Raw genomic sequence first — 16,578 nt, forward strand, 5'->3', positions numbered from 1 at the left:
CCTGCGTCATGCTCGGCGGGCCTTCCCGCCTCCCCTCCCCGCTTGTTTGCCCCGCTTCGTTGCATCGCTGCGGGAGGGGGGCCCATCGGCGTCGGCCGGCTGCCGGACCTTCGGACCTGCTTGGTGTCGGACCGCCGGCCTGCGGTGCTCCGAACGTCCGGAGCACCGCAGGCCGGCCCGCCCCACCTCGGCCGCCGCGCCCGACACGTCCGCTCACCGAGCGGGCTGTTCGTGGTTCCTGCGATTCACGCGCGCGGTCCGCTCACCGGGCCTGCCCGCCCTGTCTGTTCATCGGCGTCCTGCCGCTCGGCCCGACACGTCCGCTCACCGTGGCCGGCCGGTTCAGGGTGCCGGCCAGTTCGCCCGCGGGGGCGGCGCGCTGACCCGAGTGGGCAGGTGCATGCCGGCCCCGGGTGGGCAGCCATGCGCGCGCACCCACAGGTGCCGGACCTCGTCCGCTTCCTGAACCAGCCTGATGCGGACGAAGGCCCCTAAGCGTCGACCGGTGCGGACTCCTCGGCTGCGGCCGGAGCATCCTCGTCCTCGAGGTACGCCCCGTCGACTTCCGCGTCCAGGACGAACCCGGGCAGCCAGGACTCCAGTTCGTCCCGAAGCCGGACGGTCGCGCCCAGTTGGCACAGCACCCCGATCGTGCTGAGCGTGACCCGGTGTATCAGCAGATACGACGGCGGGAGGTTCAGCTGCTTCCCCAACTGATGTGCGGGGGAGCGAGGATCCGCGATCCGCCCGGCCTGGCTGCGCAACCAGGAACGGGAGAAGGTGAATTCGTCCACCTGCGCCGGCTCGATGATCGGGAGCAGGTAATCGAGGACCGCGTCGGGTTCCAGCTCGATCGAGTCCCGGACGAATCCGTCCTCACGGAGCGAGGCGTAGACGCCTTCGGCGTCGCCGTCCAGCGTCATCCGCAGCGCATCTCCGATGGCGCGCGGCAGACCGCCCGGCAGCCGGTCGACCGTGCCGAAGTCCAGAACCCCCAGGCGCCATCGGCCGGAGTCCACGCCGAGCCCGGCGGCCGCCTTTTCCGCGGTGTCCTCGTCGACGGTCCCTGGGCCGCCGGTGTCAGAGCTGTCGGTGTCCGGGCCGCCGGTGTCCGGGCCGCCGGTGTCCGCCGGGGGAAGCAGCCGGAAGTTCCCCGGGTGGGGATCGGCGTGCAGCAGGCCGGTGCGGGCAGGCCCGGAGAACAGGAAGCGCGCCAGCAGCTGCCCCGCCCTGTCCCGCTGCTCCTGCGTGCCGTCGGCGATGATCTCCGACAGCGGGATGCCCTCGATCCACTCGGTCACCAGGACCTGTTCCGACTGGTGCACCACTCCGGGGATCACCACGTCCGGGTCGCCGGCGAACTCCGCGGCGTGCCGCTGCTGGGCCGCGGCCTCCAGCTCGTAGTTCAGCTCCTCCGAGACCCGGTCGCGGAGCTCGGTGATGAGGGGCTTGATGTCCATGCCGGGGACCAGCGGGCCGAGCAGCCGTGCGAAGCGGCTGAGCTGTGTGAGGTCGGAGAGCAGCGCCTCTCCGGCTCCCGGGTACTGCACCTTCACGGCGACGGCACGCCCGTCGTGCCACACCGCACGGTGGACCTGACCGATCGACGCCGCTGCGGAGGGCTGATCGTCGAACTCCTCGAAGAGGTCCGGCCAGTCCTCGCCCAGGCTCTCCGCCAGCACCTTGTGGACGGTGCTGGTCGGCATGGGAGGGGCGGCCTCCTGCAGCTTGGTGAGCGCCGCGCGGTAGGGGCCGGCGATGTCCTCCGGAAGGGCGGACTCGAAGACGGACAGCGCCTGACCGAGCTTCATCGCACCGCCCTTCAGCTCGCCCAGGACCTTGAACAGCTGGTCCGCCGTGCGCTGCTGGACCTCCCGCGCCACGATCTCCGCGGACTTGCCGCCGATCCGCTTGCCCAGACCCCAGGTGGCACGGCCGGCGAAGCCCAGCGGCAGAGCAGCCAGCTTCGCGGTACGGGTGACGGCCTTCCTCGGAAGATCAGACATGTGCCCCTCCAGTTCGTGACTGTCGTGCCGCGTGGATCCTGGGCCCGCTCCGTCGGCTGCGTCACCCGGCCATTGTGTCCTGCGGGGAGCCGGTCGCGGAGGTGAGCTCCCCCTCAGTGTGCCCGGCAGCACCGCAGGCGCAGTCGAGGTGGGGGCCGAGCCGAGCCGATCGCCAGTCCAGCATGGGCATGGCGGCCTCCCACCGCGTGCCCGTGCTCGCCGGCAGCTCTCCGTCGAGGAAGGACAGCGCATGGGCCGCTGCGAGTCCGGACACGGCGGTGGCCAGTCCGAGATCGCACGCCTGCACCGCCGTGCGCCGTCCCGACCTCCACTGCGCGAGCATCCGGGGCCACTGGGGATCCCGCTCCGCCCGGTGCAGCGCCAGACAGCCCGCACAGCCCGTGCCACCGGGGAGCACCAGCGGACCGACCACCCCTGTGGCCTCCACCACACCCGCGTACAGGTGCGGTGTTCCCGAGGCGATCCAGGGTGCGGCGATGTCCGGGTCGGGAGCGTGGACCGCGAGGCCGTCCCTGGGGGCCACCACGATCAGGGAGAGCGCGGGCTCGCCTCCCGCCGGGGATCCACCCGGGCCGTCCGACCGGGGAGGCCTCCCCACCGCGGACCGGCGCACGAGCTGCCGGGCCGCCGTGTCGCGCCGCTCTCCCACCGATTCCGCCGGGAGCCCTCCGGGTGCGACGTCCGAGGGCTCCGTGCGGCCTCCGTCGAGCACATCGACCCTGCCGACACCGGATGAGGAGAGGACCGCCGCGATCATCGCCCCCACCCTTCCGGCGCCCCGCACCTGCACGCGCATCGAGCGTCGTGCGGCCAGGGTGCGCAGCCCGCCGCCCGGAGCCGGGTGCACGACGGAGAGCGACGCGGCGTCCGGGCGTTGCCGCTCCAGGGTCTCGGCCCGCCGGCGCAGCGCCTCGGCTTCCGCGCCGCCCGCACCGGGATCGTCGAGCAGTCCGGCTTCCGCGAGGCGTGAAACGAGAATGTCCACATGACGGTCCGACAGATCCAGCGCTCTGGCCTCTTCACGGAGAAGCGGCAGTCCGCGTGTTCCGTCAAGGAGTTCCAGAAAACTTCCCGTGGCGATATCCATCGGACCCAGAGTCACCGCATGCGCGGGCGTCACACCGAATTGCACGGTGTTCCGTCCGCGCCAGGCGCGCCGGAGTGCGGGCTTCAGCATCGGATGCATGACTTCTCCCCGTTCGATGTCGAGATCCGTTGCCAGAATGCAACCTGGCGGCGAAACGGGCGGAAAGTTGTCCACAGGCCCGGGCATTAGTCGTTCAAATGGTGCAAGCCGAGAAGTGGATCAATGCCGGACGGTCCGTGACGCGGGACTTCCCCCACCGCCAGCGGGTAACGTCGTGGCGTGTCCGCCGACTCCTCACCCGGCCTCGCCGGGGAGACCCCCGCGCGCAGCGCCGGACGCCATCAGCGCAGCGCAGCCGCCCAGCCGCCCCGCCCACCCGTGATGAGCGATGTCGAGGTCCGCAGGAGCGCCCGGCGCAGCAGGACGGTCTCCGCCTACCGCGAGGGGGGCCGCACCATCGTCCTCATCCCGGCCCGCATGTCGGAGGCCGAGGAGCAGCGCTGGGTCGGGGTGATGCTGGACAAGCTCGCCGCGCAGGAGAACAAGCGCGTCATCGGGGACGGTGCGCTCGCCGAGCGCGCGGAGCGGCTGTCCGACCAGTACCTGGGGGGCCGGGCCCGGCCCGCGTCCGTCCGGTGGGTGACCAACCAGAACACCCGCTGGGGCTCCTGCACGCCGGCCGAGGGCAGCATCCGCCTCTCGCACCGGCTGCAGGGCATGCCGGAGTACGTGGTCGACTACGTCCTCCTCCACGAGCTCGCCCACCTGCTGGTTCCCGGCCACGGGCCGCGCTTCTGGCGGCTGCTGGAGAGCTACCCCCGCACCGAGCGCGCACGCGGTTACCTCGAAGGGGTCGCGGCGGCGGAGCGGCTTCCGCACCTGCCCGCCGCGCGCGAGCAGTGAGTTGCCGATTCTGTACCGGATCTGTACCGGCTTGGCTCGATGTCGTCGTTTGCGGATAGCCTGACGCGACGCAATCACCTTCGGGATGGGGGACGGTCGTTACGCATGGCCAGGGAATTTCAGCGCGGCCACAAGGCCAAGGTCAGTGATCTCACGTCAGGGACGGATCTGTACGTCGGCGTACAGGTCGCCGGTCCCGGCCTGACGTTCGACATCAGCTGCTTCGGTCTGGACGCCAATGAGCAGCTCTCGGACGACCGTTATTTCATCTTCTTCAACCAGCCGAAATCGCCTGAGGAGTCCATTCAGCTTCTGGGCGCCCAGGCCGGTGACACCGAGTCGTTCCGCGTCACCCTCGACCGTATTCCGGCGAACATCCACAAGCTGTCCTTCACCGCCACGATCGACGGCGCCGGGCAGATGTCCCAGGTCGGTCCGGGGTACATCCGGATCGTCGCGGGCGGCGAGGAAGTGGTGAAGTACGCCTTCACCGGGTCGGAGTTCACCACCGAACGGGCGGTGATGCTCGGTGACTTCTACCTGAAGGACGTCTGGCGGTTCGCCGCCGTCGGCCAGGGTTTCGACGGCGGACTCGACGCCCTGCTGAAGAACTTCGGCGGGGAGGTCGCCGAGGAGGAGCCCGCGGCCGCCCCGGCCCAGGCGGTTCCGGGCTTCGCCCCGCCCGCCCAGGCCACCGCGCCTCCGGCGTTCGGTGCCCCGGCGGCCCCTCCGGCCGCGCCCGCACCGGTTTTCGGCGCTCCGGCTCCCGCGCCGCAGCAGCCCATCCATGCCGCACCGACGATCGCGGCCCCCATGGCCCCGGCCCCGCCGGCGCCCGCCCCGTACGGACAGCCGCCTCAGCAGCCGCAGTTCGGGCAGGTACCGGGCCAGGGCACGCCGCCGTACGGCCAGCAGCCGTCCGCCGCCCCGCCCTTCGGACAGCAACAGCCGTTCGGCCAGCAGCCCCCAGGCGTGCCGCAGGGCGTGCCCCAGGGTGTTCCGCAGGGAGGTGCGGGGCTGCAGGCAGCCCTGCAGCCCTACAAGGAGACGGCGACCGGGCAGCGCTGGACCTCGCAGAACCAGCAGCTGATGCGCGTCGACCTCACCATGGGCGGCACGCCCGTGCTGGCCCGGCAGGGCAGCATGGTGATGTACCAGGGCAAGGTCGACTTCGGTTACAAGGGCGCCGGCTTCGCGGGGCGCATGGTCGGCAACGCGACGGGCCAGGAGATGCAGCTCATGCGCTGCACCGGCCGCGGCCAGGTCTTCCTGGCCGAGGAGGGCGCGCACCTGCATCCCATCGAGCTCCAGGGCGACGGCATCTGCGTCTCCGCCGAGAGCGTCCTCGCCTTCGACGAGACCCTGCAGTACGAGGTCCGCAGGATCGAGGGCCACGGGATCCCCGGCGGGGCCCTGTTCACCATGCAGTTCCAGGGTTCGGGGACCGTCGTCGTCAAGACGCACGGCGTCCCGGTCGTCCTGCCGGTCACCCCCACCACCTTCGCCGACGCCAACGCCGTGGTGGCCTGGTCGTCCGCGTCGCAGGTGATCCTCTCCAGCCAGGTCCGGCTGCGCCGCAACGCGTACCCGGGACACAGCGGGGAGACCGTGAACCTCCAGTTCCGGGGAGCCCCCGGGAACTTCATCGTCGTCCAGCCCTACGAGGTCTGAGGGAGCCCGTCATGAACCAGCAACTCGCGGGCTTCGCCCCGACACCCGTCACGGCCCGGATGGAGAACCACGGCCGAGCGATGCTCAAGGTGGCCATGGCCACCGGCCAGGACCTCTACGCGCGCACCGGTTCGATGGTGGCCTACGAGGGCTTCATCCAGTACGAGCCCAATCCGCCCGCCGTCCGCCAGATCGCCTCGCAGTGGATCACCGGCGAGGGCACCCCGCTCATGAAGTGCTCGGGAGACGGGCTGCTCTACCTCGCCGACTACGGCGCCGACGTGGTCGTCATCAACCTGAACAACGATGCGCTGTCGGTCAACGGCACCAACCTCCTCGCCTTCGACGGCCACCTCACCTGGGGCGTGGAGCGGGTCAAGGGACTGGCGAAGTTCGCCGGCCAGGGGCTGTGGAACGTCGGGATCCAGGGCACCGGATGGGTCGCCATCACGTCGCGCGGCACGCCGATCGTCGTCGACTGCGGCAGGGGCGAGGACGAGACGTACGTCGACCCCGACGCCCTCGTCGCGTGGTCCCCGAACCTCAAGGTGAAGGGCAAGCGCAGCTTCAAGGCGGGCTCGCTCATCGGGCGGGGCAGCGGGGAGGCCTACCAGATGGCCTTCTCCGGCCAGGGCATCGTCGTCGTCCAGCCGAGCGAGGACAGCACCGACCGCCTGCGGGTCCGGAACTGAGCGGGGGGAGAACACATCATGCAGAGTCCGCTTTTCAGTCACACGGAACAGCAGTCCCAGGACCGGTACACGGTCCAGAACCCGCAGCTCCTGCGGGTCTCGCTGACCGGCCACGACGACGTCCTCGCCCGTAAGGGCGCCATGGTCGCCTACCAGGGCCTCATGGAGTTCGACGGCGAGTACCAGTCGCAGGGCCAGCGCCGCGCCCGCAGGAACACGGGCGAGGGCCTCGACCTGATGCGCTGCTCGGGCCAGGGCACGGTCTACCTGGCCAACCTCGCCCAGTACATCCACGTGGTCGACGTGGACCACGAGGGCATGACGGTCGACAGCGCCTACGTCCTCGCCCTGGACTCGTCGCTGCACACCGAGGTCATCGCGGTGGACAGCCAGTACGGGATCTCCGGCACCGGCAAGTACCAGCTGAACATCTCGGGGAACGGCAAGGTCGCGCTCATGACCTCGGGCCAGCCGCTGATGATGCAGGTGACGCCGGACAAGTACGTCAACGCCGACGCCGACGCGATCGTCGCCTGGTCGAGCGGGCTCCGGGTGCAGATGCAGGCCCAGACCCACTCCTCGGGTGTCATGCGGCGTCGGGGCAACACCGGCGAGGGCTGGGAGCTGAGCTTCCTGGGGCAGGGCTTCGCGCTCGTCCAGCCGAGCGAGGTGCTGCCCCCGCAGAACACCCAGATCGGACAGGGCGCGGCCGCCCAGTTCGGTGTGGGCCAGCACGGTGCGCGCGGCCAGAACCAGAACAACGCCTGGAACTGAGCGCCCGCGCCCACGTGGCGCACAGGGGTGAGGGCGGTCTCCACCGGAGACCGCCCTCACCGCTGCGCCGGTACGGCCTTTCAGCCGGCCTGCGCCAGCCGCGCCCGGGTGCTCTCCAACAGCAGCACGACCGAGGCGTCCGCGACCGCCGCCACCTCGGCGTACGGGAACCAGCGAAGGTCCAGGGACTCCTCGCTGATCCGCTCCGTCGCGCCGGCGGACGCGATCGCGGCGTACTGCACGTCCAGGTGCCAGTTGCAGGGCGCCGGAATGGGGTGCCGGTCGAGACGGACGGGTCCGCCGGGGAGCAGGGTGAGCCCGGTGATCCCCGACTCCTCCGTCGCCTCCCGCAGGGCGGCGGCCCGCAGGGTGGTGTCCTGTGGCTCGCAGTGCCCGCCCATCTGCAGCCACATCCGGAGCTTCTTGTGCAGGGTCAGCAGGACCCGGCCGCGCTCCGGGTCGATCACCAGGGCGCTCGCCGTCAGGTGGCCGGCGCCGCACGCCTTCCACATGCCGTCGGGGTGTCCGGCGAGATGGTCCAGATACGCCTGGCGCAGGTGTGCCTGGGGTGCGTCCCCGCCGTCGTCGTAGCCCTTGACCGCGAGTACCGCGTCGTCGTGCAGCGTCACCGGTCCGTGCCGTCCTTGCCCTCGTCGTCCCGGCTGTCGTCCGCCGGGCCGTCCCCGGCGCCGTCATCGCCCTCGGCCCGGTCCTTCGCCTCGTCCTCGGCGGAGGGCTTCCGGGGGCCCTTCGCCGCCTCTCCGAGCATCTTGTCCAGCTCGGAGAAGTCCAGCTGCTCGTGGTGGACGAAACCGTCCGGGTCGTCCAGGTCCGAGGCGGTGGGCAGCATGTCCGGGTGGCCCCACAGGCCGTCGCGGCCGTCGACACCGCGGGCGTCCGTGAGCGAGGCCCACAGCCGCGAGGCGTCACGCAGCCTGCGCGGGCGCAGCTGGAGTCCGATGAGCGTGGCGAAGGTCTGCTCGGCGGGGCCGCCGGAGGCCCGGCGCCTGCGCATGGTCTCGCGCAGCGCGTCGGCCGAGGTCAGCCGGGACTTCGCCGCTTCGTGCACCACCGCGTCCACCCAGCCCTCGACGAGCGCGAGGGCGGTCTCCAGGCGAGCCAGCGACGCCTTCTGCTCCGGGGTGTCCTCGGGCTGGAACATGCCCTGCTGCAGCGCGTCCTGCAACTGCTCCGGCTGCGACGGGTCGAACTGGCCGACGACGTCCTCGAGCTTGCTGGTGTCGACCTTGATCCCGCGTGCGTAAGCCTCCACCGCGCCGAACAGGTGCGAGCGCAGCCACGGCACGTGGGCGAAGAGCCGCTGGTGGGCCGCCTCACGCAGCGCGAGGTACAGCCTGACCTCGTCCTGCGGCACGCTCAGGTCCTTGCCGAACCGCTCGACGTTCAGCGGCAGGAGCGCCGCCTTGCCCGCCGGTGCCAGTGGCAGGCCGATGTCCGTGGAACCCACGACCTCGCCCGCGAGCACGCCCACGGCCTGCCCGATCTGCTGACCGAACATGGCGCCGCCCATCGACCGCATCATGCCGATGAGCGGGCCCGCCATGGCCTGCATCTCCTCGGGGAGGACATCGCCCATGGCCAGACCGACGCGCTCGGCGACCGGGTCCACCAGCTGCTGCCAGGCGGGGAGCGAGGCCTCGACCCACTCGGCGCGGCTCCACGCCACCGTCGAGACGGAGCCCGACGGCAGGGAGGTCACGCCGTCCAGCCAGAGGTCGGCGAGGCGGAGTGCCTCGTCGACCGAGGAACGCTCCGCGGGGCCGACACTGGCGTCCTTGCTGCCGTCGGCGGTGCCCTGGGACACGGTCTGCCGCGCGATCTGCTTGGCCATGTCCCAGTTGACCGGGCCACCCTCGTAGCTCAGCATCTGGCCGAGCTGCTGGAAGGCCGCACCCAGGTCGTTCGGGTTCATCGAGCCGAACATCGCGGCGAAGGGGTTGTCGCCGCCCGCGCCCGGCCCGAAGCCGAACGGGTTCGCCGGCCCGCCCGGGCCCTGCCCACCACCGGTGGGGTCCTTCTTCTTGCCCTCGTCGCCGTCTTCCGGCTCCTCCGGCGGAAGGCCGAATCCGAATGGGGTGTCACTCACGGGTTTCCTCGGCTCGTAGGGCCGCCGGCTCGAACCGACGGCGACTGCCCGACATCACCATCCAGCGTAGACACCGAAGGCCGCTCGGGGCCTCAGTGCTCCGCCGGCTCCCGGCCTGCGGCAGGATGGACGCCACCTGGTACGCACGCGTCATTCGGGTACGTACTGAAGACAACCGCTGGAGACGCCCGGTGAGTTCCCCAGATCCGCAGGTTCGCGCAGCGCGAAACCTGGCCGACCCCTCGACCGAGAGCAAGCCCACGAAAAAGAATTCCCGAAGCCGTGGTCCGGTCGTCGCCGTCACCGGCGCCGCGACCGGAGTGGGCGCCCTGCTCACCGCCCACCTCGCCGCATCCGACGAGATCAAGCAGGTCATCGCCATAGACGAGCGCCGAGGAGACGTCTCCGAGGCCACCTGGCACATCCTGGACGTGCGGGACCCGGCGATCGCCGAGAAGCTGCGGGGCGCCGACGTCGTCGTGCACATGGCGGTCGATCTCGACCTGGAGACCGACGCCGCCGCCCGTACCGCGTACAACGTGCGCGGTACCCAGACCGTGCTGACGGCGGCGGCGGCCGTGGGCGTCCACCGGGTCGTGCTGTGCACGTCGGCCATGGTCTACGGCGCCCTGCCCGACAACGACATCCCGCTCTCCGAGGACGCCGAGCTGCGCGCCACGGCGGAGGCCACCGGCGTCGGCGACCTGCTGGAGATCGAGAGGCTGGGCCGCCGTGCCCCGCGCGCCCACCCCGGGCTCAACGTCACGGTGGTGCGTCCCACCGTGCTCGTCGGAGGTACGGACACGGCGCTCACCCGGTACTTCGAGTCCCCGAGGCTGCTGGTCGTCGCCGGGTCGCGCCCCGCCTGGCAGTTCTGCCACGTGGACGACCTGGTGAGCGCCCTGGAGTACGCCGCGCTCGAGAAGATCGACGGAGAGTTCGCGGTCGGCTGCGACGGCTGGCTCGAACAGGAGGAGGTGGAGGAGCTCTCCGGAGTGCGCCGCATGGAGCTGCCCTCCGCCGTCGCCCTCGGCGCCGCCGCACGGCTGCACCGGATCGGTCTCACCCCGTCCCCTGCGGGCGATCTCGCGTACACCATGCACCCCTGGGTCGTCAGCGTGAGCCGTCTCCACGATGTGGGATGGCGTCCCCGGTGGACCAACGAGGAGGTCCTGGGGGCGCTGCTCGAAGAGGTCGAGGGCCGTCACACGCTCGCCGGCCGCCGGCTCGGCCGCAAGGACGCCACCGCGGCGGGTGCCGCCGGGGCCACGGTGGCCCTGCTCGGCACGGCGGCCCTGGTCAGGCGTGCCCGCAAGGCCCGCCGCCGTTTCTAGAAGCGGACGGGCCGTCGCCCCACCCCGGCGGGCGGCTGGGGCGGCCCCGTCGTCCGGCGCTGGTAGGAGGCTCCAAGCCGCCCGGCGCGCCGCAGGTCGAAAGCGCTATTCCGGGATGCCGGTGCCGTGCGGCACGATGGCCCCATGGCACGCAATCACGATCACCCCGGCGAGCAGGCGGCCCAGGACCCGATCCGGCTTCTGGACATCCGTGACACGCCGCTCTCCGTCGACGAGGTCTTCCGTGCGGTGGGGGACGACGCCGCCGGAGGCATGACTCTGTTCGTCGGCACGGTGCGCAACCACGACGACGGACAGGACGTCGGCTCGCTCGGATACTCCTGCCACCCGACGGCCGGCGAGGCGCTCCGCCGGGTGGCCGAGAAGGTCGTGGCGGAGTTCCCGGTACGGGCCCTTGCCGCCGTCCACCGGGTGGGTGAACTGGCCGTCGGCGATCTGGCCGTGGTCGTCGCGGTCTCCTGCGCCCATCGGGGTGAGGCCTTCGAGGCATGCCGCAAGCTGATCGACGACCTCAAGCACGAGGTCCCGATCTGGAAGCACCAGCGTTTCTCCGACGGCACCGAGGAATGGGTCGGCGCCTGCTGAGCGCAAACCGTCCCGGAGGCCATCAGGCCCGATTTGCGTAACCACCCCCCTGCCACGAGCGTTGGTGCTGCAGGTGGTTAATCTTCTGATCGTCAGTTGCGGTCGCTCATGGGGCAGGGAGGTCGTGATGGCTGCACTCGCATGGCTGCTGATTCCGCTTATAGCCGCACTCGGCGCGGCGATATGGGGAGGGTGGGCAGCCCGCAATCGAACGACCGGTGACGTCACCGAACTCGCCGGCTACGCCAGGTTCCGTGAAGCGATGGAGAAGTCCGGCTCCGGTTCCGAGACGGTCTGAGGCGGGGCGACCGTACGCAGTCGCCGATTCCGCACCGTCCGCCCGACGCGCGAGCCCGTGCCGCGCGCGGTCGCAGGCAGGTTTCCGCTCCACCGGGCCCCCACGTCGACGGGCCCCGTACGGACCGGCCCGGACGGTGCACTTACAGGCGCTTCCCGTACTGTCGTTCCATGCCACGCCGCACCGCGACGATGCTCGCTTCGACTCTGATCCTCATCGCGCTGCTCTGCGCAGGCGTGCTGATTCCCGTCCCGTACTCGGAGATGTCGCCCGGGCCGACGGTGAACACGCTCGGTGACGCCCGTGGCGAGCCGGTGCTTCACATCACCGGCCACAAGACCTACCCGACGTCCGGGAACCTCAACATGACGACCGTGCGCGTCACCGGCGCGGACTACGACATGAACATCGTCGAGGCCGTCTACGGCTGGCTGGCCCACGACAGCGTGGTCGTGCCGCACGACACGCTCTATCCGGACGGCAAGACCGAGGAGCAGTCGACCCAGGAGAACGCCGAGGAGTTCAGCCAGTCCCAGGAGAGCGCCAAGGTCGCCGCCCTGAAGGAACTGAAGATCCCCGTCACCTCCCGTGTGGTCGTCTCCACGGTCGTCAAGGACAGCGCCGCCGAGGGCGTGCTGCACGCGGGCGACGTGATCAAGGCCGTGGACGGCACGGCGGTCGGGAAGCCCGAGGACGTCGCGAAGCTGGTCACGAAGCACCGCCCCGGCCAGGACGTCGTCTTCTCGGTGATCCCCGTCAAGGCGGCGGTGGCGGCGGAGAAGGCGGGCAAGGAACCCAAGGGCTCCCGCGATGTGACCCTCACCACGCGAAAGGCTCCCGCGGACCCCGCGGACCCCGCGGACCCCTCGGGCGAGGACCGGGCGATCGTCGGCATCCAGGCGGGGACGGACCACACCTTCCCCTTCGACGTCGACATCAAGCTCGCCGACGTCGGCGGTCCGAGCGCCGGGCTGATGTTCTCGCTGGGCATCGTCGACAAGCTCACGCCGGGCCAGCTGACAGGCGGCAAGTTCATCGCCGGCACGGGCACGATCGACGACAGCGGCAAGGTCGGGCCCATCGGCGGGATCGCGCTCAAGCTGGTCGGCGCGCGCGACGCCGGCGCGCGGTACTTCCTGACGCCGGACGACAACTGCTCGGCCGCGGCGTCCGACACCCCGAGCGGACTCACCCTGGTCCGGGTGAAGACCCTCGACGACGCCAAGAAGTCGCTGGACAAGATCAGCGCGGGGGACACGGCCGGCCTGCCGAGCTGTTCGGCAGGCTGAGGCCGGCCCCCCCGCGGGGGCGTCAGGACTCGAACGTGGCCGCGAGCGCGTCCGCCAGTCCCGGCACCAGGCCGGCGCCGGTCAGGACCTCGGTCGCGGAGTCCTTCTCGCGCAGTCTGACCGCGGAGTCGCGGGCTCCGTCACGCAGCACGGCGACGGTCATCCGCACCTCCTGCCGGTCGGGGTGGCCGGCGACCCACTTGGTGAGCTCGGCATCGCCGAGGCCGTCCGGCACGGAGGCCTCCGCGGACGGCGGCAGCATCAGCCGCTCGACGGTCATGGCGCAGCCGACCACGGCGTCGGGCCAGGCGATCGTGGCGAGGAACTCGTCCAGGGCGGTGCCGTCGGGCAGCTCCTCCTGCTCGACGGGGGTGAGGGTGGCGGGCGCCGAAGCGGTGTCGTCGAGGCCGAGCTGGGCGGCGAGGCCCGGCTCCTGGGCGCGCAGCCGCGCGGTGTCGACCAGGGCGAACAGCCGGGCGGGCTGATCCCAGCCGAGCGTCGCGGCGTAGGCGTCGATCTCGAGGACGGCGACGGTCAGGGGACTCGCGGCCATCGGGGGGCCTGAGGGGGAAACGTTGGGCATGCTCAACATCCTGCCTCCTTCCGTCCCGGGAACGGGAACTAGGTAAAGCCTCAGTAAGTTGCATAGGTGGGCTCTACGATCGCGGGGCCCGCTTCTTACGACCGCGAACTTCGAGGTGCGCACGTTGGCTTTCCAGATGCCGGACCGCGGCGGAGGCCCGACCGGGCCACGGATCAGAGTCGGCCGCCCGTCCCGGCGCGTCCGTACCCTGCTCATGACTCTGGGGGTCCTGGCGGTTCTCGCCATGGCCTTCGTCATGTTCGCCGGGTTCTGGACGGACTGGCTCTGGTACAGGTCGGTCGCGTATTCGTCCGTCTTCACCACCACTCTGTGGACCAAGATCGGACTGTTCCTCGTCTTCGGACTGCTGATGGCCGTGGCCCTCGGTGTGAACATCTGGCTCGCGCACCGGCTCCGGCCGCCGCTGAGCGCGATGTCGATGGAGCAGCAGAGCCTCGACCGCTACCGGATGAGTGTCGCCCCGTACAAGAAGTGGGTGCTGCTCGCGGTCACCGCGCTGGTCGGCCTGATCGCCGGGGCCTCGGCCTCGGGACAGTGGCGCACCTGGCTGATGTATGTGAACGGCGTGTCCTTCGGGCAGAAGGACCCCCAGTTCAAGCTGGACGTGTCCTTCTACGCCTTCGACCTGCCGTGGTACCGCTTCCTCCTCGGGTTCGGCTTCGCGGCCGTCGTGCTGTCGCTGATCGCGGCGGCCCTCACCCACTACCTGTACGGCGGGCTGCGGGTCACCAGCCCCGGCGCGCGCGCCACGGGGGCGGCCACCGGTCATCTCTCCGTGCTGCTCGGCATCTTCGTGTCGCTGAAGGCCGTGGCCTACTGGCTCGACCGGTACGGCCTGGCGGTGAAGTCCAGCGACTTCAAGGCCACGGACAACTGGACGGGTCTGCGGTACGTCGACGCCAACGCCTACCTGCCGGCGAAGACCATCCTGTTCTGCATCGCCGTGATCTGCGCCGTGCTGTTCTTCGCGACGCTCTGGCGGCGCACCTGGCAGCTCCCGGTGATCGGCTTCGGCCTGATGGTGCTCTCCGCGATCCTGATCGGCGGGCTCTACCCGGCGATCGTGCAGAAGTTCCAGGTCCAGCCGAACGAGCAGGCCAAGGAAGCGCCGTTCATCCGGAAGAACATCGACGCCACGCGTGACGCCTACGACATCGACGACGCGCAGGTGGACGACTACTCCGGCAAGAGCACGACGACGGACGGGCCGAAGCTCCGGGCCGACGCCGACGCGGCCGCCAGTTACCGGGTGATGGACCCCAACGTCGTGTCCCCGGCCTTCCAGCAGCTCCAGCAGAAGAGGAACTACTACCAGTTCCCCAAGACCCTGGACGTGGACCGGTACAAGGGCGAGGACGGCAAGGAGCAGGACACCGTCATCGGCCTGCGCGAGCTGAACCTCGAAGGCCTCCCCAAGCGGAACTGGATCAACGACCACTTCACGTACACCCACGGCTACGGCGCCATCGCGGCGCGGGGCACCACGACGGGCACGAACCCGGCGGGCTCCCCGGACTTCACCGAGTCGGGCCTCCCGACCACCGGTGAACTGCCGAAGTACGAGCAGCGGATCTACTACGGCGAGAAGACCGCCCAGTACTCCATCGTCGGGGGGCCCCAGAAGGAGCTCGACTACGAGGAGGACGGCGAGAAGACCACCAGTTACAAGGGTGACAGCGGGGTCAGTCTCTCCAACGCCTTCAACCGCGCCGCCTACGCGGTCTCCTTCAGCGAGCCGCAGATACTGTATTCGGGAGCCATCGGCGAGGGCTCGCGGATCCTGTACAACCGCACTCCCAAGGAGCGCGTGGAAGCGGTGGCGCCCTGGCTGACGATCGACGGGGACGCCTATCCGGCGGTCGTCGGAGGCCGGATCCAGTGGGTCGTCGACGCCTACACCACGACCAACGGCTACCCGTACGCCTCGCGTACGACGCTCGGCGACACCACGGCCGACTCGCTGACCACCAACCAGCGTGCGGTCGTCGCCCAGCAGAACCAGGTCAACTACATCCGCAACTCGGTGAAGGCCACCGTCGACGCCTACGACGGCAAGGTCAAGCTCTACGAGTGGGACACCGAGGACCCGGTGCTCAAGACGTGGCGCAAGGCCTTCCCGGGGACGGTGAAGCCGCGGGCCGACATCCCGAAGGACCTGATGGACCACCTGCGGTACCCGCAGGACCTGTTCAAGGTCCAGCGGGAACTGCTCACGCGCTACCACGTCCAGAACCCCGCGCAGTTCTACAGCGGGAGCGACGCCTGGCAGGTGCCGGACGACCCCACCAACAAGGAGCCGGGGGCCGTTCCGCCGTACTACCTGAGCATGCGGATGCCGGGCCAGGACACCCAGAAGTTCTCCCTGACCACGACCTTCACACCGAAGGGGCGCCCCGACCTGGGGGCGTTCATGGCGGTGGACGCGGACGCGGCCAGTGACGACTACGGCACGATAAGGCTGTTGAGAGTCACCACCACGGTGAAGGGCCCCGGCCAGGTGCAGAGCGAGCTCAACGGCAACGACGACGTCGCCGAGTTCGTGAGGAACCTCAAGGGCACCGACTCGGACATCGAGTACGGCAACCTGCTCACCGTGCCGCTGGACGGGGGCTTCCTCTACATCGAGCCGGTGTACACACGCGGCGGCACGCAGAACTATCCGCTGCTGCGCAAGGTGGCCGCCTCGTACGGGTCGAAGATCGTCTTCGAGAACAGTCTCGGGGAGGCGCTCAACGCGGTCTTCGGCGTCGAGGGTTCCGATACGACGAACCCGCCGTCGCAGCCCACCGAGCCGCCGGGTGACACCACGGAGCCGCCGGCCACCGGGGACGCGGCGCTGAAGAAGGCCATCGCGGACGCCCAGAAGGCCTACACGGCCGGCGAGGAGGCCCTGCAGAAGCAGGACTGGACCGCGTACGGCAAGGCCCAGGCCGACCTCCAGGACGCGCTAGAGAAGGCGGCGGCCGCCCAGCCCAAGGGCGGCGGTGCCGATTCGTCGGACGGGTCCGACGGCGAGGGCGCTGACCAGGGCAGCTGAGAAAGCACCACCCCGTGTCGTGATACGGTTTGAACACAACGACGCGGGGTGGAGCAGCTCGGTAGCTCGCTGGGCTCATAACCCAGAGGTCGCAGGTTCAAATCCTGTCCCCGCTACTGAATGACGAAGGCCCGGATCCTTTTGGGGAT

General features: G+C 70.4%; 14 protein-coding genes and 1 tRNA gene. 10 read left to right on the top strand and 5 right to left on the bottom strand.

Annotated elements, in window-relative coordinates:
* Positions 1 to 491: 491 nt before the first annotated feature.
* Together OHT61_RS21380 and OHT61_RS21385 are read right to left on the bottom strand one after the other, a co-directional pair.
* Complete coding sequence (locus OHT61_RS21380; RefSeq protein WP_329040433.1) at positions 492 to 2,006, bottom strand: ABC1 kinase family protein; 1,515 nt, start codon at positions 2,004 to 2,006, stop codon at positions 492 to 494.
* Positions 2,007 to 2,067: 61 nt separating this feature from the next.
* Positions 2,068 to 3,213 carry a ThiF family adenylyltransferase gene (locus tag OHT61_RS21385; protein WP_329040434.1) on the bottom strand — a complete coding sequence of 382 codons (1,146 nt, stop codon included), beginning with the start codon at positions 3,211 to 3,213 and terminating at the stop codon, positions 2,068 to 2,070.
* Between the two features lie 180 nt (positions 3,214 to 3,393).
* On the opposite strand from OHT61_RS21385, the gene OHT61_RS21390 reads away from it, so the two are divergent.
* The 4 genes from OHT61_RS21390 to OHT61_RS21405 all read left to right on the top strand — a co-directional run bounded on the left by OHT61_RS21390 (position 3,394) and on the right by OHT61_RS21405 (position 7,154).
* Positions 3,394 to 4,017, top strand: a complete 624-nt coding sequence (locus tag OHT61_RS21390) for a M48 metallopeptidase family protein (protein ID WP_329040435.1) — start codon at positions 3,394 to 3,396, stop codon at positions 4,015 to 4,017.
* A gap of 105 nt (positions 4,018 to 4,122) precedes the next feature.
* A complete protein-coding gene (locus OHT61_RS21395) occupies positions 4,123 to 5,688 on the top strand; it encodes a TerD family protein (RefSeq protein WP_329040436.1) in 1,566 nt (521 codons plus the stop codon).
* 11 nt (positions 5,689 to 5,699) lie between these two features.
* The gene (locus OHT61_RS21400) at positions 5,700 to 6,380 is read left to right on the top strand and encodes an AIM24 family protein (RefSeq protein ID WP_329040437.1); all 681 of its coding nucleotides are present in this window, start codon (positions 5,700 to 5,702) and stop codon (positions 6,378 to 6,380) included.
* Between the two features lie 18 nt (positions 6,381 to 6,398).
* On the top strand, positions 6,399 to 7,154 hold the full coding sequence (locus tag OHT61_RS21405) for an AIM24 family protein (RefSeq protein ID WP_329040438.1): 756 nt from the start codon (positions 6,399 to 6,401) through the stop codon (positions 7,152 to 7,154).
* Positions 7,155 to 7,234: 80 nt separating this feature from the next.
* On the opposite strand, the gene OHT61_RS21410 is transcribed toward OHT61_RS21405, so the two are convergent.
* On the bottom strand, positions 7,235 to 7,783 hold the full coding sequence (locus OHT61_RS21410; RefSeq protein ID WP_329040439.1) for an NUDIX hydrolase: 549 nt from the start codon (positions 7,781 to 7,783) through the stop codon (positions 7,235 to 7,237).
* Entirely contained in the window at positions 7,780 to 9,261 is a 1,482-nt protein-coding gene (locus tag OHT61_RS21415; protein WP_329040440.1) for a zinc-dependent metalloprotease, read from the bottom strand. The genes OHT61_RS21410 and OHT61_RS21415 overlap by 4 nt, the downstream gene beginning before the upstream one ends.
* A gap of 191 nt (positions 9,262 to 9,452) precedes the next feature.
* Between OHT61_RS21415 and OHT61_RS21420 the strand changes: the two genes are divergently transcribed.
* From OHT61_RS21420 to OHT61_RS21435, 4 genes are all read left to right on the top strand, one after another.
* On the top strand, positions 9,453 to 10,595 hold the full coding sequence (locus OHT61_RS21420; RefSeq protein WP_329040442.1) for an SDR family oxidoreductase: 1,143 nt from the start codon (positions 9,453 to 9,455) through the stop codon (positions 10,593 to 10,595).
* Positions 10,596 to 10,739: 144 nt separating this feature from the next.
* Positions 10,740 to 11,201 carry a molybdenum cofactor biosynthesis protein MoaE gene (locus OHT61_RS21425; RefSeq protein ID WP_329040443.1) on the top strand — a complete coding sequence of 154 codons (462 nt, stop codon included), beginning with the start codon at positions 10,740 to 10,742 and terminating at the stop codon, positions 11,199 to 11,201.
* Positions 11,202 to 11,328: 127 nt separating this feature from the next.
* Positions 11,329 to 11,499: a hypothetical protein gene (locus OHT61_RS21430; protein WP_327114899.1), complete on the top strand. Its 171-nt coding sequence runs from the start codon at positions 11,329 to 11,331 to the stop codon at positions 11,497 to 11,499.
* 170 nt (positions 11,500 to 11,669) lie between these two features.
* Entirely contained in the window at positions 11,670 to 12,788 is a 1,119-nt protein-coding gene (locus tag OHT61_RS21435) for a YlbL family protein (RefSeq protein ID WP_329040444.1), read from the top strand.
* Between the two features lie 22 nt (positions 12,789 to 12,810).
* Here OHT61_RS21435 and OHT61_RS21440 read toward each other — a convergent pair whose 3' ends face one another.
* The gene (locus OHT61_RS21440) at positions 12,811 to 13,380 is read right to left on the bottom strand and encodes a PPA1309 family protein (RefSeq protein WP_329040445.1); all 570 of its coding nucleotides are present in this window, start codon (positions 13,378 to 13,380) and stop codon (positions 12,811 to 12,813) included.
* Positions 13,381 to 13,507: 127 nt separating this feature from the next.
* On the opposite strand from OHT61_RS21440, the gene OHT61_RS21445 reads away from it, so the two are divergent.
* Positions 13,508 to 16,429: a UPF0182 family membrane protein gene (locus OHT61_RS21445; RefSeq protein WP_329043355.1), complete on the top strand. Its 2,922-nt coding sequence runs from the start codon at positions 13,508 to 13,510 to the stop codon at positions 16,427 to 16,429.
* Between the two features lie 42 nt (positions 16,430 to 16,471).
* Positions 16,472 to 16,545: transfer RNA gene (locus tag OHT61_RS21450), tRNA-Met, on the top strand.
* Positions 16,546 to 16,578 lie beyond the last annotated feature (33 nt).

This window comes from Streptomyces sp. NBC_00178 (assembly GCF_036206005.1).
GTDB lineage: Bacteria > Actinomycetota > Actinomycetes > Streptomycetales > Streptomycetaceae > Streptomyces.

Bases quoted from the DNA above. Each gene is read 5' to 3' on its own strand.
- OHT61_RS21380 (WP_329040433.1), bottom strand. From the start codon at position 2,006: ATGTCTGATCTTCCGAGGAAGGCCGTCACCCGTACCGCGAAGCTGGCT.
- OHT61_RS21385 (WP_329040434.1), bottom strand. From the start codon at position 3,213: ATGCATCCGATGCTGAAGCCCGCACTCCGGCGCGCCTGGCGCGGACGG.
- OHT61_RS21395 (WP_329040436.1), top strand. From the start codon at position 4,123: ATGGCCAGGGAATTTCAGCGCGGCCACAAGGCCAAGGTCAGTGATCTC.
- OHT61_RS21400 (WP_329040437.1), top strand. From the start codon at position 5,700: ATGAACCAGCAACTCGCGGGCTTCGCCCCGACACCCGTCACGGCCCGG.
- OHT61_RS21405 (WP_329040438.1), top strand. From the start codon at position 6,399: ATGCAGAGTCCGCTTTTCAGTCACACGGAACAGCAGTCCCAGGACCGG.
- OHT61_RS21425 (WP_329040443.1), top strand. From the start codon at position 10,740: ATGGCACGCAATCACGATCACCCCGGCGAGCAGGCGGCCCAGGACCCG.
- OHT61_RS21430 (WP_327114899.1), top strand. From the start codon at position 11,329: ATGGCTGCACTCGCATGGCTGCTGATTCCGCTTATAGCCGCACTCGGC.
- OHT61_RS21435 (WP_329040444.1), top strand. From the start codon at position 11,670: ATGCCACGCCGCACCGCGACGATGCTCGCTTCGACTCTGATCCTCATC.
- OHT61_RS21440 (WP_329040445.1), bottom strand. From the start codon at position 13,380: ATGTTGAGCATGCCCAACGTTTCCCCCTCAGGCCCCCCGATGGCCGCG.
- OHT61_RS21445 (WP_329043355.1), top strand. From the start codon at position 13,508: ATGCCGGACCGCGGCGGAGGCCCGACCGGGCCACGGATCAGAGTCGGC.